The 13,995-nt window shown below is 58.3% G+C and carries 14 protein-coding genes; 11 read left to right on the forward strand and 3 right to left on the reverse strand.

The features are described from left to right. Positions 1-33: 33 nt before the first annotated feature. Together ligD and B5M42_RS12025 are read left to right on the forward strand one after the other, a co-directional pair. A complete protein-coding gene (gene ligD, locus B5M42_RS12020) occupies positions 34-915 on the forward strand; it encodes a non-homologous end-joining DNA ligase (protein WP_134751321.1) in 882 nt (293 codons plus the stop codon). Positions 916-999: 84 nt separating this feature from the next. Further along, positions 1,000-1,317, forward strand: coding sequence for a hypothetical protein (locus B5M42_RS12025; RefSeq protein ID WP_134751319.1), 318 nt, complete (start codon positions 1,000-1,002; stop codon positions 1,315-1,317). A gap of 22 nt (positions 1,318-1,339) precedes the next feature. On the opposite strand, the gene cls is transcribed toward B5M42_RS12025, so the two are convergent. Continuing rightward, entirely contained in the window at positions 1,340-2,764 is a 1,425-nt protein-coding gene (cls, locus tag B5M42_RS12030) for a cardiolipin synthase (protein ID WP_134751317.1), read from the reverse strand. Positions 2,765-2,971: 207 nt separating this feature from the next. Between cls and B5M42_RS12035 the strand changes: the two genes are divergently transcribed. The 7 genes from B5M42_RS12035 (at position 2,972) to B5M42_RS12065 (ending at position 9,820) form a co-directional block, all read left to right on the forward strand. Then, entirely contained in the window at positions 2,972-4,642 is a 1,671-nt protein-coding gene (locus tag B5M42_RS12035; RefSeq protein WP_230632869.1) for a spore germination protein, read from the forward strand. Next, on the forward strand, positions 4,629-5,810 hold the full coding sequence (locus tag B5M42_RS12040) for a Ger(x)C family spore germination protein (RefSeq protein WP_167689747.1): 1,182 nt from the start codon (positions 4,629-4,631) through the stop codon (positions 5,808-5,810). The genes B5M42_RS12035 and B5M42_RS12040 overlap by 14 nt, the downstream gene beginning before the upstream one ends. After that, on the forward strand, positions 5,807-6,037 hold the full coding sequence (locus B5M42_RS12045) for a hypothetical protein (RefSeq protein WP_167689745.1): 231 nt from the start codon (positions 5,807-5,809) through the stop codon (positions 6,035-6,037). The genes B5M42_RS12040 and B5M42_RS12045 overlap by 4 nt, the downstream gene beginning before the upstream one ends. 26 nt (positions 6,038-6,063) lie before the next feature. After that, a complete protein-coding gene (locus tag B5M42_RS12050) occupies positions 6,064-7,422 on the forward strand; it encodes a GerAB/ArcD/ProY family transporter (protein ID WP_167689743.1) in 1,359 nt (452 codons plus the stop codon). A gap of 67 nt (positions 7,423-7,489) precedes the next feature. Further along, a complete protein-coding gene (locus B5M42_RS12055) occupies positions 7,490-8,488 on the forward strand; it encodes a M23 family metallopeptidase (protein WP_134751311.1) in 999 nt (332 codons plus the stop codon). After that, on the forward strand, positions 8,488-8,967 hold the full coding sequence (locus B5M42_RS12060) for a bactofilin family protein (protein WP_134751309.1): 480 nt from the start codon (positions 8,488-8,490) through the stop codon (positions 8,965-8,967). Before B5M42_RS12055 ends, B5M42_RS12060 begins: the two co-directional genes overlap by 1 nt. Positions 8,968-9,073: 106 nt before the next feature. Further along, positions 9,074-9,820: an HAD family hydrolase gene (locus B5M42_RS12065; protein ID WP_329959297.1), complete on the forward strand. Its 747-nt coding sequence runs from the start codon at positions 9,074-9,076 to the stop codon at positions 9,818-9,820. An 89-nt stretch (positions 9,821-9,909) separates the two neighbouring features. Here B5M42_RS12065 and B5M42_RS12070 read toward each other — a convergent pair whose 3' ends face one another. Both B5M42_RS12070 and B5M42_RS12075 read right to left on the reverse strand, forming a co-directional pair. Then, positions 9,910-10,863: an ABC transporter permease gene (locus B5M42_RS12070; RefSeq protein WP_134751307.1), complete on the reverse strand. Its 954-nt coding sequence runs from the start codon at positions 10,861-10,863 to the stop codon at positions 9,910-9,912. Next, a complete protein-coding gene (locus tag B5M42_RS12075) occupies positions 10,847-11,821 on the reverse strand; it encodes an ABC transporter ATP-binding protein (protein ID WP_134751305.1) in 975 nt (324 codons plus the stop codon). The genes B5M42_RS12070 and B5M42_RS12075 overlap by 17 nt, the downstream gene beginning before the upstream one ends. Before the next feature lie 175 nt (positions 11,822-11,996). On the opposite strand from B5M42_RS12075, the gene B5M42_RS12080 reads away from it, so the two are divergent. Together B5M42_RS12080 and B5M42_RS12085 are read left to right on the forward strand one after the other, a co-directional pair. Then, the gene (locus B5M42_RS12080) at positions 11,997-13,196 is read left to right on the forward strand and encodes a sensor histidine kinase (RefSeq protein WP_134751303.1); all 1,200 of its coding nucleotides are present in this window, start codon (positions 11,997-11,999) and stop codon (positions 13,194-13,196) included. Between the two features lie 69 nt (positions 13,197-13,265). Further along, the gene (locus tag B5M42_RS12085; RefSeq protein ID WP_134751301.1) at positions 13,266-13,931 is read left to right on the forward strand and encodes a response regulator transcription factor; all 666 of its coding nucleotides are present in this window, start codon (positions 13,266-13,268) and stop codon (positions 13,929-13,931) included. Positions 13,932-13,995: the final 64 nt, after the last annotated feature.

The following is a 13,995-nucleotide window of genomic DNA, read 5'->3' on the forward strand; positions in this document are numbered from 1 at the left end:
AATTTGCGGGATTCGATTCAAGGAGGCGCGCGTATGGCTGTAGCGAGTAAAGGCACGTTAATCATCGAAGGTCACGAGCTGACAATTACCAATCCGGAAAAGCCGCTTTGGCCCGAAGCGGGCATCACCAAGCTCTTGTATTTGCAAAAGCTGCTGGAGCTCGCTCCGTATTTGCTGCCCTATTGCCGCAATCGCCATTTGACGACGATTCGGTTCCCGCACGGCTGGGCAGGCAAATCGTTTTATCAAAAAAACGCCTCGACGCCCCTCCCCTCCTTTGTGCGGCTGGCCCCGCTGGACGGTATCGATTACGTCAATCTTGATTCCCTGGCCACGCTTGTCTGGCTCGGCAATCTGGCTGCGCTGGAATTTCATCCTTCCTTTCATCGGATTGGCGACCCGCTGCCCGCGGAGTGGATTATCGATCTGGATCCGAGCCGCGAGGAAGAACCGCGTATCATGGAAGCCGCGCACCTGATCGGCGAAGCGCTCGACGCGTTGCGCATCCGCTCCGTGCCCAAGACGTCCGGGGCTACCGGCGTACAGATCTATATTCCGATCGAGCCTGGCTGCACATTCGACCAATTGCGCCGGCTGGGCCGATTTATCGGCGAATATGCGGTCCACAAACATCCCAAGCTGTTCACCATCGAACGGCTGAAAAAAAACCGCGGCGATCTCATCTACGTCGACTATCTCCAGCATTGGCCGGGTAAAACCTTATCCGCCCCTTATACTCCGCGCGCCAAGCCCGGCGCAACCGTCTCGACGCCGCTGCTATGGAGCGAGGTCGAGTTGCGCCCGAGCCCACGCGAATTTACCTTGCATACCGTTCCCGACCGGCTGCGCCGCATGGGCGACCTGATCGCTGCCACACCCCGGCAAAATCTGATGCCGCTGCTGGCGAGATTGTAAACGATTACCGGCAGGATTTTCTCCTTACGACGTCAAATTCATTATACAGGGAGGAATGGTTGTAATCCGAAAGGGGGACAAACCATGAAGCTACGCATCACCTACCGGGAAGTCTCCCGGCTTTCGCCCGAGCAGGTTTCTACGCTGCGCAGCTGGTGGCAACCGCAGGAAGGCGATTATTTATCCTTGGACGAGCATGAAGAAATGGTTTATTTTTTAAACGGCATTAACCGCACGAAAGCGATTCCGCTGCTCAATCTCGGACAGATGGTGCAGTTTCTTGACGAGCGAAAGCTTCTGCACACGATCGAGCAGCGCGACGGCCTGTGGACCGTAAACAACCAATTCTCCGATAGCGAGCTGTGCAACGCATTATGGCAAGCTGTTGAGGCGGCCCTGTAAGCCGCCTGTCCTCCCTATTCCCTCAAAACAGCGGCGACAGCAGCCGCGCCAATACCTCCTTGCCCTTCTCCACCCGCGAGCGGCGCTCGAACTGCTCCAGCCGTAGCTCCTCGCATTCCTGTAAATCCGTCAAAAAATCCGCTTCCAGCCGGGCAATCGTCCGGGAATCGAACATCACCGCATTCAGCTCGAAATTGCTGAAGAAGCTCCGCATGTCCATATTCGCCGTTCCGACGGTGGCCATCACCTGATCGATGATCAGCACCTTGGCATGGATAAACCCTTTCCGGTACAAAAAAAACCGCACTCCCGCCTGCATCAGCTCATGCAAAAACGAACGCGTCGCATATTGTACCAAGCGCGAATCGGCTTTATAAGGCAAAATAATCCGCACGTCAACCCCACTGACCGCCGCCGTTTTCAGCGCCATCGCAATGCTGGGATCGGGAATAAAATATGGTGTCGTCATCAATACCCGGCGATGAGCCGCAGCGATACCGCTAAAGAACATTTCCTGAATCGCGTCCCGGCACGCATCCGGCCCGCTGGCAATCATCTGCACCGGAGAACCCACAGGCAAGCTGTGCGCGGGAAACAAGCTCTCCTGCTCCAGTTTGGAGCCGCTGACAAACATCCAATCTCTCAGAAATGTCGCTTGCAGCACATAGACCGCATCGCCGGCAAGCCGCACATGCGTATCGCGCCAGAAGCCGAGCTTGGGATCAAGCCCCAAATATTCGTCCCCGATATTGATGCCCCCGACAAACCCCGACAAACCGTCGACCACGATGATTTTACGATGGTTGCGGTAGTTCATCCGCTTGTCGAACCAGGCAATGAGCGGCGGCAAAAAGCGATACAGCTCAATACCCGCTTCTTGCAGCTCGCGTATGTAATCGCCGGAGAGCCCGTGGCTGCCGATGCCATCGCAAATAACGCGCACCTGCACCCCTTGCCGTGCCTTGCGCATCAGCACCTCGCCGAATTTGCGCCCGGCCCCGTCGTCGCGGAACGTGTAGAACTCAAAATGAATATGACGCTCGGCACGTTCAAGCGCCTCCAGCATGGCTGTATAGGCTGTCTCGGCATTTGTCAGAATCTCAACCTCGTTGCGGCTGGTCAGCGGCGCTCCGGGGATATGCTGCAGCAGCCCCCACAGCCGCGGCACCTGACGAAGCTCGCTCAGCAGATCGTCCGCTCCGGTGTCAGGCGCTCCTTGCACCAGCCGCTGCTGCTGCTCAGCAGGAGGGTGAAGGCCGCGGCGGCGCACCTTGCTGCGCTGCGAATACTCCTTGGCCAGAAAATAGTACATAACGAATCCGATGATGGGAAAAATAAACAGCACGAGCAGCCAGGCCACCGCCTTGGACGGTCGGCGAAATTCGCCAATTACGATGGTTGCCGTCTGAAAAATAAACAGCAGCAGGATGATGACAAGCGTGAGCAAACCAATCCCTCCTCGTCCCCTCGATGGCGGTCGCCGCCCGTCTGGCGAGCGTTGGCCCGCGTTGTCCCGCTATTGTTCACCGTAGGCGGATTCCGTATGCGCAGCGTGCCGTTTCAACGTTTTGGTAATAAAAAACGGCGTTTGGAGAAAAATAACCCGGAAACGGTAACGGCGCTCAAGCTACGTCATTAAGGGGGGTACGATGCGATGAGCAGCTTTCTCAAGCGCATGCTGCGCCGGCATCCCGACGCCAAAGGCGGGGCCGGCAGCCGGACGAACAACGACGGCAAAGATGCCGCGACGGACTACCATTTCATCCAGGAGCTAAAGCAAAAGCCGATCGACCGCTGTCTGGAACAAAATTGCCAAACACTTACAGTTATGTTTACGGATTGCTCGGACATCGTGATCCGGCAATTTGCCATCTATCCCGGCATACCGGCGCTGCTGCTGTTTGTTGACGGACTGGCGAACAGTCAGCTGCTCAACGATACGATGCGGGCGTTGATGCTGCCGGATAACGGCGCGGCTACCGTAGAGGCTATCGTGCAGTCCGTACTGCCGGTGTCGCAAACAACGCTCGTCGACAATTACGGTGATTTACTGGAAGCTGTGCTGGGCGGCGATACGGCGCTGTTTGTCGAAGACAATGACCGGGCTGCGCTACTGGGGGTACGCGGGCCGGAGAAACGCTCAATCAGCGAGCCGGAGACCGAAACGGTCGTCCGTGGGCCCAAGGAAGGCTTCACGGAAAGCTTGCGCACGAACACGTCGATGATTCGCCGCAAGATCAAGACGCCACATCTGAAAATGCAAGCCATGACGATTGGCCGCGAGAGCAGCACGAGCGTCGTCATTTGCTATATGGAAGATCTGGCCATGCCTTCGCTGATCGAGGAAGTCGTCAAGCGTTTGAAGCAAATCGATACGGATGCGATTCTGGAATCCGGCTTTATCGAAGAGCTGATTCAAGACGACGCCTATTCGCCTTTCCCGCAAATTCAATATACCGAACGGCCCGACGTTATCGCCGGCGCGCTGCTGCAGGGACGGGTCGCAATCGTGATCGACGGCACGCCGTTCGCGCTGATTGTGCCGTTCGTGTTCATGCAAATTCTGCAAGCCAGTGAGGACTATTACGAACGCTTTCAGATCGCTTCGCTGCTGCGCTGGCTCCGATACATATTCATGTTCCTGTCGTTGACAACGCCGGGGTTGTATGTCGCCATCACCACCTTCCATCAAGAGCTGCTGCCAACCACACTCATGCTCAGCGTCGCGGCGGCGCGCGAAGCCATTCCGTTTCCGGCCGTCATTGAAGCGTTCATTATGGAGATTACCTTCGAGGCGCTGCGGGAGGCCGGGATTCGCTTGCCCAAGGCCGTCGGCTCCGCCGTGAGTATCCTCGGCGCACTGGTCGTCGGACAAGCGGCCGTCCAAGCCGGCATCGTCTCCGCGCCAATGGTTATTGTCGTCTCGATTACAGGCATCGCCTCTTTCACCATTCCGCGCTTTAACGGAGCGATCGCGATCCGGATGCTGCGTTTTCCGATCCTGATCGGAGCTTCGCTGTTCGGCTTCTACGGCATCTTCATCTGCCTGATGATTCTGCTCGGTCATCTGGCCAGCCTGCGCTCTTTCGGCGTGCCCTACCTGTCCCCGCTCGGTCCGCTCTCCTATGGCGATCTCAAGGATGTGCTTATCCGCGCGCCGTGGTGGAAAATGCAAAAGCGGCCTGAGTTTATGGCCATTAAAGACACCCAGCGTATGGACAGCAAGCTGCCCGATCTGATTGCCCGCGATGGCGGGGTAAACGGCAGCAGCATCGAGCATACCTTCAAGTCTACAGAGGAGGGCAATGAGCATGGATCGGGGTAAGCGATACCGGCGCATCGGCAGCGTGCTGATCCTGCCCGTGCTGCTCCTGCTCGGAGGCTGCTGGGACCGCATTGAAACAAACGATATCGCCTTTGTCTTGATCTCCTCCGTCGATCTGGAGGACGACGGACAGGTGCGCGTCTCCTATCTGGTGCCGCTGCCGGGCCAACTGGGCGGATCAAGCGGCGGGGGCGGCGGGACATCGGGCACGCAAAGCTACTACATCGATTCCGATGTCGGACCTACGTACCTCAAAGCGACGGCCAAGGTCCAAAACCGGATGTCACGCAAGCTGATTTTGTCGCACCGCCGTACGCTTGTTATCGGCGAAGCGATGGCGCGGCGGGGCATTTCCGATTTGTTCGACGCTGTGCCTCGCGCCCCGGAAAGCCGGTTGACCACGTATCTGGTCGTCGCCAAGGGCAAGGGCTACGACCTGCTGAATACGAACCCGCGCTTTGAACGGTTTCCGGCCGAAGCGATTCGCGAGCTAACCAAAGGACCGCGTACGATGCCCCAGTCGACCAAGGACGTGGCGATGGCGTTAACTTTTCGCAGCGACCCGATTATGACCTATCTGGAGCCGGTCAGCAGCCAAATCGGCCTGAAAAAATCCACGGAGGTGCAGTTTACCGGCTATGCGCAATTTTTGCACGACCGGATGATCGGCGTCTACCGGGAGGAGGAAGCCGACGGGCTGATGTGGCTCAGCAACAATACCAAGCAATTCCTGCTGGATTTTCCGCTCAAGCCCGGCCAAGACATCAGCGTGCAAATCACCGAAGGACGGACGTCGATCAAGCCCGTTGTGAAAGATGGACAAGTCAGCTTTAACGTGGAGGTAGAAGCTGTGGGCATCGTGCGCGAGGACGAATCGCAGCAGGATTTGAACGAACCCAAACTGCTGCATAAGGTAGAGGACAAGCTGGCCGAGCAGATCAAAAAATCGGTGCAGGCGACGCTCAAGCAGATGCAGGCGAAAGGGACAGACTCCGCCCATCTGGGCATGATCGTCTGGCACAAATACCCGGCGCTATGGAAACAGGAGCTGGAACCGCGTTGGCGCGAGTTGTTCAGCCAGGCGGAAGTTCACATTAAAGTCCGGGCCTCCATCAGCGAAACCGGATTGATCAACCAGAATGTCACAAAGGACGGCGATTCGAATTGAGCGTCATCTTTCAATGTCTCATCCTCCTGCTGCTTGTGCTCGCCTTTATGGTGGACCGCTCGCTCCTACGGCAGATGTCCGCTGCTTGCAGCATGGTGTATTATGCTGCCGCAGCGCTCACACTGACGCTGCTGGCCGTCAAGCATTGGCATTGGAATTTGCCGATGCCTACCCGTTTTTTCATTCACACGATTTGCCCGTGGGTGACCCGGCTGGTCGGCCTGTAACGAATATACAGAAGGCGGTGACGCATGTGGACGACAAGCAAGTCATCAATCAGCGCCAGCTCGCCTGGCTAACCGCCTCCATTATTTCCAGCGGAGGCGTGCTGACGCTGCAAAACGTGCTGATTCGGATCAGCGAAATGGACGCTTGGTTCAGCTACCTGCTGCCGGTTGCGTATATTTTCGTGATCGCGGCGTTTTTTGCTTATCTCAGCATGCGCTTTCCGGGTAAAAACCTGTTTGAAATCGCCCAACTGCTGCTCGGACGCTGGGGAGGCGCAGCGGTGTCGCTGCTGCTGCTGTTCCATTTCTGGATGATCGTCGTGCGCGATGTCGCCAATCTGGCCAAATTCAGCTCGACGCTGCTCCTGCACGCGACGCCGCTGGAAGTGATCATCCTGCTGCCTGCGCTCATGCTGATGTACTACGGACAAACCAGCGTCGAGGTCGTCGCCAGAGTGAACGATCTGTTTTATCCGCTCTTCGTCATCACCGTATTGCTGATGCCGCTGCTGCTGGCCAACGAGATCGACGGCCGGCTGGCGATGCCGCTGCTAACCGCTGCGCCCGGCAATTTGTGGTCAAGCAGCATGCTGGCGCTGGGCGGCGCAGGCGATGTGTTCATTCTCGGCGCCTTCCTGCACACCATTTGCAATGCGAGCCATATTCGTTCAGCCATCCGCCACGGGGCGCTGCTCGGCTTTTTTCTGCTGACGCTGCTCCTGCTGCTGGTCATTCTGGTGTTGGGTCCCAAGATGCCGGGCAACTTTTTTTATCCGACCTACAACCTGGTGCAAATGGTGCATATCACTGATTTTCTGGACCGGCTCGACATTATCATTCTGACCATCTGGTTCCCGACGATTGCCTGCAAAATTATCGCCATCTACATGGCGCTGCTGATCGGACTCGGTTCGCTGCTGAAAAAACACGATTATACCGTGTTCAACAAGCCCGTTTCCCTGCTATTGACCATCACGTGCGTACTGTCCTTCAACAGCACGACGGAGCTGCTCAGCTTCTCCAATTTCGGCAGCATTTTCATCGTCCTGGCCTACCAGCCTCTGATCGTGCTGCTGCTGGCCGTAGCGGCCAAGCTGCGCAAGTCGGCTGCCACCGCTCCTAAGGCTTATCAAGCCTCTGAGCATCCGCCTTCACAGCGCTCCTCCACACTCGGCCGCAAGTTCACGTACAAGGGCTGGCTGTGGCTGGGCAACGGCTTTATGGCCGGCGGCCTGCTGTTTATCGTCGTGGGCTGCCTGCTCGGCAGACAGATGCCCGCTGCCGGAATTGCCGGCGGAGTCGGCTATGCCCTCTGTCTGACGATGACGGTGCTGACGACTTACATGGAGGTGAACCGTTTGAAGCAATCGCAAGCCGGTGGCTAATCCGCTTAGGACACGGTTTACATAACGACGCGACCTACAACTGACAGAAGGAGAACTCGACAACGCCATGAATTTGAAACGATCAACCCGCCAGCTGACGCTGCTGATTATTCCCGAGGCGAACCGCCCGGTGCTCAGCCTGCGCATTCCTCATGTCTCCGCTTACGCCGCGCTGCTTTCGCTCCTCTTGCTGCTGCTGGTCAGCGGCACGCTGCTAGCCGTTCATCGGCACAGCACCCAGACGGCAGTGAAGCTGCAGGCCGAGCTGAGCGGAGCCAATCTGGAGTGGAGGGAATCGCTGCAAAGCAAAGACGAGACGATCGAGGAGCTGCAAAATAAAGTGATTGCACTGTCCGCCCAAGCCGAAGCCGTCCAGCAGCAGCTGGCCGAGGTGAAGCGGCTGCGCAGCGAGCTCAAAAGCGCTGCGGACACTGATGCGCTAGGGCCGGCGGCGCAAAAGGCCGCCGACGCAGCGGCCCGCAGCGGCGCAGACGGCGTCGGCGGCGCGCCGCACCCCGTCTCGCAAGCGCAGATCAGCGAGCTCGGCGCCAAAACCGAAGCGGCCTTTACCGCCCTGCGCTCGGAGATGGACGGGCTCAAGACGACGCTCGAAGCGCGTCGGCAGGCCGAGCAGCGCAAGCAGCGGGCGCTGCGCGCCATCCCGTCGATTTGGCCAACCACGTCCCGGCTGGTGACGTCGTCTTACGGCTACCGCAAGGATCCGTTTACGCATAAGCCGAGCTTTCATTCCGGCATCGACTTCGGCGCTCGCGCCGGCGAGCCGGTGTACGCTGCCGCTGCCGGCACCGTCGTCAGCGCCGGAAAGGACCGTTTTCGCGGCAACAACGTGCTGCTGGAGCATACGACGGGCCTGCGAACCTGGTATATGCATCTGCAGCGTATTGCGGTCAAGCAAGGCGATGCCGTCGGCAAAGGCGACACCATCGGTCTTGTCGGCTCCACCGGCCGCAGCACCGGCCCGCACCTGCATTACGAAGTCATCAAAAACGGCAAAATTACCGATCCGCGGCCTTATTTGCCGCTTACAAGAAGGGATGTCCGCTAATGTTTACTGCAAAAAAATACGCCCCCGGCCGCAGCGCCACCGACACCTTGATCGGAGAAGGCAGCGTACTGGAGGGTAGCCTCATCTCCGCCGCCAGCCTGCGGCTTGAAGGCCGCATCACCGGCGATATCGAATGCGCGGGAGACGTCATCATCGGCGAGCGTGGATTCGCCACGTCCAACATCACGGCCCGCGAGGTGATACTCGCCGGACGCGTGCTGGGCAATATCGAAGCGGCCGGCAAGCTGACGATTACCGCGACCGGCTCGCTGCAAGGCAATATCCGCGCTGCTGCCATTTCGATTGAGGAGGGCGGCGTTTTCCAAGGCATGAGCCTGATGGAGCCCAAAGCACCAGCGGCGTCTGCGCGCACAGAGCAGCCGGAGGGCGGCAGCGCTACGGGCAAGGACAAGAAAGCGGCCAAAGCCAGGGAGGTCGCGTTGAACGGGCTTAACGGACCGGCTCCGGAGCCAAGCTGAGCGCTGTGGGAGCAGGCCCGGCAAAAGCCATAGGAGCGGCGCAGCCGTTTATGCTATAATGGATGCGGATTGCTTACAAGTCTGGCTGATGCAGGAGATTAACGAAATGATGAAGCAGCAAACGATTCTTTTTGATCTCGACGATACACTGGCGCACTGCAACAAATATTTTGACATCGTCATCGAACAGTTCATCGACTTGATGCTGACGTGGTATTCGGGTCACGAGCTGACCCCCGCCGACATTCGCGCCAAGCAGCTGGAGCTGGATTTGGCCGGCGTCCAGATTCATGGCTTTATGGCCGAGCGCTTCCCGCAATCGTTCGTGGAAACGTACCGCTGGTACGCCGAGCGATACGATCGGACCACGTCGTCCGATGAAGAAGAACGCCTGCTTGCGCTGGGCCACACGGTCTATGCCTTCACCGTCGAGCCGTATCCGCATATGTCCGAGACGCTGCACACGCTGCAAAACGATGGCCACAAGCTGTATCTTTACACCGGAGGCGATGCCGGCATTCAGATGAAAAAGGTGCGCGCGCTCGGGCTGGACGCTTTTTTTCAGGACCGGATTTTCGTCACGCTGCACAAAACGACGGAGTTTATGGAAACGCTGCTGCACGAGCTGGAGCTGGAGCGCTCCGCGACCTGGATGATCGGCAATTCGCTGCGCACCGATGTGCTCCCCGCTCTGCATGCCGGCATTCACGCCATTCATATTCCCGCCGAGCGGGAATGGCCGTACAATATCGTCGACATCGACGTTACGCCCAGAGGCGCTTTTTTGCAGCTTCGTTCCTTGCTGGACGTCCCGGCGGCAATCGCCGGCTTTGCGCGGAAGGCCGCGTTGTAAAAAGCTTTGTGCCGCATAGCGCTAAAAAACCTTGAGTTCCGCAGCATTTACTGCGGATTTCAAGGTTTTTTTATAATGTCAGACAGCCTCTATGCCGCCACATCCCGCCGGCGGAAAATTTCCCACGACAAGACATTGAACACGAGAAAATACAGCAGCAGCACCATGACGGAGAAGCCGGCGGTCATGCCGTCCGCGGGCGGCCGTCCCTCCAGATAAACGGTCAGGTCGGTATTCGCAAACAAAAAATATTTGCCCCAGCTGTAACGCAGCAGCAGGAACGAAAGAATTTGCCCCGCGAACATGATGAAAATACTCAAACCAATCGCCAGCGACGCGCTGCGAAACACCGTGGAAATCATAAAAGCCAACGTCACCACCATCACCAGCTCGATCAGCTTCAGCCCATAGGTCTGCAAGATATACAGCAGCATCGGGCTCTCACGCACCGCTCCCTCCGCCGTCGTCTTCAGATACGGCATCCCCGTCTGGGCAAAGCCGTAAAGAAAGCCATTGACGATCAGCGTCGTCAGCAGCAGCACAAGCAGCAGCGCAGCAGCAAACAGCAAAGTCGCCATATACTTGGCCAGTAAAATTTTCGAACGACTCGCCGGACGTATCAGCAGCAGCTTGATGGTCCCCCACGTGAACTCGCCCGCCACCATGTCCCCGGCGATAATAACCGTGAACAGCGTCACCAGCGGAATGAGCGCCGCACTGCTTTGCACGCCACCCCACAGCGTTGTTTCCATTGGCGGCACATTGTGCGCAAGCGAATATTCGCCGATGGCGATGTCGCTGCGCAGCTGCTTTTTGCGCGAATCCGGCACACCGGGATCCTCCAGGTCCTGCTTCGACGCTTCGATCGATTGGCGAACGGCAGCCTTCCAGCCCTGTCCTCCCGCCTGCTCCTCCGGGGCCGTGTGCAGGACCACCGCAGCGATGCCTGTAATCAGCATCAGCAAGCCTGTCAATATCCACGTTCGCGGCCGGATGTACACCTTCATCGTTTCGTTCCTCAGCAAATTAAGCAATCGGCTCATCTCCCGTCATCTCCAAAAATTGCTCCTCCAGCGACTTGCCCGCCAGCTGCAGGCCGTACACCTTGATGCCGCCTTCGACCAAGCAGCGGTTCACCTCCGCAGCGGCCTCCTTGTCCAGCGCCAGTGTCAGCTCGTTGCCGTCCAGCTCCACGTCCAGGCGGCTCCAACCCACCGAACCGCTCCCGTTCCCAGCGCCGGACGACGCGCGCTCCAGCAGCGCTTTGGCCGCTTCGCCGCGGTCGACCTCGATGCGCACCTGCCGGACATCGGTCGTATCGGCAAAGTCTTTGACCGGCCGCACCGCGACCAGGCGCCCGTGTTGAATGATCGCCACGCGGTCGCACATCAGCTCCATCTCGGCCAGCAGATGGCTCGAAACGATAACCGACAGCCCCTGTTCGCGCGTCAGCACGCGCAAATGGTCGCGCAGCTCGCGGATACCGGCCGGATCAAGCCCGTTCGTCGGCTCGTCGAGAATCAGCACCGCAGGACGGTGCAGCAGCGCCTGCGCAATGCCCAGCCGCTGGCGCATACCCAGCGAATACGTTTTGACCCGATCCTGAATCCGGTTTTCGAGTCCGACCCGCTCGACGACCTCGCGAATGCGCGCTTCGCCGATGCCGGGCATCATCCGGGCATAATGCAGCAGGTTGCGGTAGCCGCTCATGAACTTGTACATTTCCGGGTTTTCTACAATGGCCCCGACGTGGCGGATGGCCCGTTCAAAATCAGTGCGGATTGAGCAGCCGCCAATGCGGATATCACCGCCGCTCATGGCCATCAAGCCGACCATCATGCGGATCGTCGTGGTCTTGCCCGCGCCGTTCGGACCCAAGAAGCCGAACACCTCTCCCCGCGGCACCTCAAAGCTCAGCCGGTCGATAATCGTTTTGCCGCCAATGGTTTTGCTCACCTCGCGCAGCTCCACGATCGGAGCCGTTTCCGGTGTAGTCTTCATTTTCGTCTCTCCTTTGCTTGCCAAGCCGGACGCCAGCAGACGTCATAACCCTCTGTCGCGAAGTCATATGAGCCCTATGACCGCGGTTGTGACCGGCTTCACTTCTCCAGAATCATTTTTTTAGGTAGAATGGTAAGGTATCTAATGAACGTATTATCCATCAAGGAGACTGCCTATGAGCCAAAAAAGGCAATGGCACGGCGTCGAATGGTCGATGTTCATCGTCCTGTCCGGCGCAACGCTGCTCGGCTTTCTGAATGTGACGCTGCACGCCGGCGAATTCGGCAATGTGCCCATCATGATTATGTACGGCGGCTTGCTGCTGGCGTACGGCTTGCCGCTTTTGTTCTGGCGGCCCTCCTACGTCAATGCCATGCTGTTCCCGCTGGCCGTGCTGGCAACGAACGCGCCGCTGCAAATCTATCTATCGTGGATGAAGCAGGAGCCTTTTACTATCATTAATGCCCCGATCATGATCATCGGATTCCTCACCGACCGAAAAAATGCGTGGTGGACCGCTCCGGTGTTCACCTTGATCGTGCCGTTGGCCTATCTGCTCGTCCTGCACGTCCCGTCGGCCGGCGATCTGTTCGGCGAAGTGCTCAACGCCATGCTGCTGTTCGCCATCGGTCTGAGCCTGCAGCGCGTCGTAACGTCCAACGTACAAACCGAAAAGCTGCTGGCCGAGAATCAACGGCAGTACCAGCTGATTCACGAGCAAAACAACGTGCTGGAGCAATACGCCAATCAGATCGAGCAGCTGACGCTGGCCGAGGAACGCAGCAGGCTGGCTCGCGAGCTGCACGACACCGTTGGCCATACGTTCACCTCCGTCATCATGGGCATGGATGCAGTCGCCTATTTGATCGAGACCTCGCCGGACAAAGCGAAGGAGAAGCTCGACGTGCTGCGCAAGGTCACGCGAAGCGGGCTCGACGAGGTGCGTCGCAGCATCCATCAAATGGCGCCCAAGGGCGACGATCTGCTGCTGTCCGTACAGCTGTCGCGGCTCGCACAGGAATTCGCCGTGCATACCGGCACGCAGGTGCGCATGGAAACGCTCGGAACTGAATATGAGCTGCCTAAGATGACCAAGCTGACATTGATCCGCTGCCTGCAGGAGTCGCTGACCAACGCCAAGCGGCACGGGCAAGCCGCTGCCGTCGAGGTCGCGCTGACGTACCGTGAGCATGAGGTCAGTCTAACCATTGAGGATGACGGCGTCGGCACCGAGCAGCTGCAGATCGGCTTTGGGATCAGCGCCATGCAGGAGCGAATTGCAGCGCTGCAGGGTCAGCTGCACGTGCGTTCCTCACCCGCTGCCGGCACCACGGTCAGCTGCACGATTCCGGCGAAACGGCTGCCCGCCTTTTAGCCGCACCGACGACATGCTACAATACTACAAAAGGAACACGATAAACATAGGAAAGACGAGGGCCAAGCTATGAACCCGATCAAGCTGCTTCTGGCGGACGACCAGGATTTGATTCGTGAAAGCCTGCACATCGTATTGGATATGGACCCCGAGCTGGAGGTCGTCGGGCTTGCCGAAAACGGCCAGACGGCCGTTCGCTTGTGCGAAGAGCGCCAGCCGGATGTCGTGCTGATGGATATACACATGCCCGTGCTCGATGGCGTGGAAGCCACGCGGCAGATGAAAAGCCGCTGGCCGCACATTCGCGTCATCATCCTGACGACGTTCCAGGAGATTACCTATGTCGTCGACGCGCTTGGCGCTGGAGCTGAAGGCTACCTGCTCAAAGCGATTCATCCCAAGGATCTGGCGGCAGGCATCAAATGGGTGCATCGCGGCGGGACGCTCATCCCGCAGGACATCGCCCAAATGCTCGTCAAGGAAGCGCAAAACAGCGGCAAACCGGACAGCGGGACCGCAGAAGAAACAGCCCGCTCCGACGCCTACGGCTTGAGCGAGCGTGAGGCCCAGGTGCTGCAATGCATTGCCAATGGTCTCAGCAACAAAGAAATCGCCGAAAAGCTGTTTTTGTCAGAAGGCACCGTCAAAAACTACATTTCCAGCATTTATTCCAAAATGGACGTCAAGGACCGGATTCAAGCTTCGAAAAAGGCCCATCTGGAGGGGCTTCTGTAGGACGCCCCGCCGCGAAGCGCGTTACCCTGAAAACGGCGCGAGCCGTTAAGCGGCTGGCGAACCG

This window comes from Paenibacillus athensensis, assembly GCF_004514475.2.
GTDB lineage: Bacteria > Bacillota > Bacilli > Paenibacillales > NBRC-103111 > Paenibacillus_AL > Paenibacillus_AL athensensis.

Bases quoted from the DNA above. Each gene is read 5' to 3' on its own strand.
- B5M42_RS12060 (WP_134751309.1), top strand. From the start codon at position 8,488: ATGTTTACTGCAAAAAAATACGCCCCCGGCCGCAGCGCCACCGACACC.
- B5M42_RS12065 (WP_329959297.1), top strand. From the start codon at position 9,074: ATGATGAAGCAGCAAACGATTCTTTTTGATCTCGACGATACACTGGCG.
- ligD (WP_134751321.1), top strand. From the start codon at position 34: ATGGCTGTAGCGAGTAAAGGCACGTTAATCATCGAAGGTCACGAGCTG.
- B5M42_RS12025 (WP_134751319.1), top strand. From the start codon at position 1,000: ATGAAGCTACGCATCACCTACCGGGAAGTCTCCCGGCTTTCGCCCGAG.
- B5M42_RS12040 (WP_167689747.1), top strand. From the start codon at position 4,629: ATGGATCGGGGTAAGCGATACCGGCGCATCGGCAGCGTGCTGATCCTG.
- B5M42_RS12035 (WP_230632869.1), top strand. From the start codon at position 2,972: ATGAGCAGCTTTCTCAAGCGCATGCTGCGCCGGCATCCCGACGCCAAA.
- B5M42_RS12070 (WP_134751307.1), bottom strand. From the start codon at position 10,863: ATGAGCCGATTGCTTAATTTGCTGAGGAACGAAACGATGAAGGTGTAC.
- B5M42_RS12080 (WP_134751303.1), top strand. From the start codon at position 11,997: ATGAGCCAAAAAAGGCAATGGCACGGCGTCGAATGGTCGATGTTCATC.
- B5M42_RS12085 (WP_134751301.1), top strand. From the start codon at position 13,266: ATGAACCCGATCAAGCTGCTTCTGGCGGACGACCAGGATTTGATTCGT.
- B5M42_RS12075 (WP_134751305.1), bottom strand. From the start codon at position 11,821: ATGAAGACTACACCGGAAACGGCTCCGATCGTGGAGCTGCGCGAGGTG.
- B5M42_RS12055 (WP_134751311.1), top strand. From the start codon at position 7,490: ATGAATTTGAAACGATCAACCCGCCAGCTGACGCTGCTGATTATTCCC.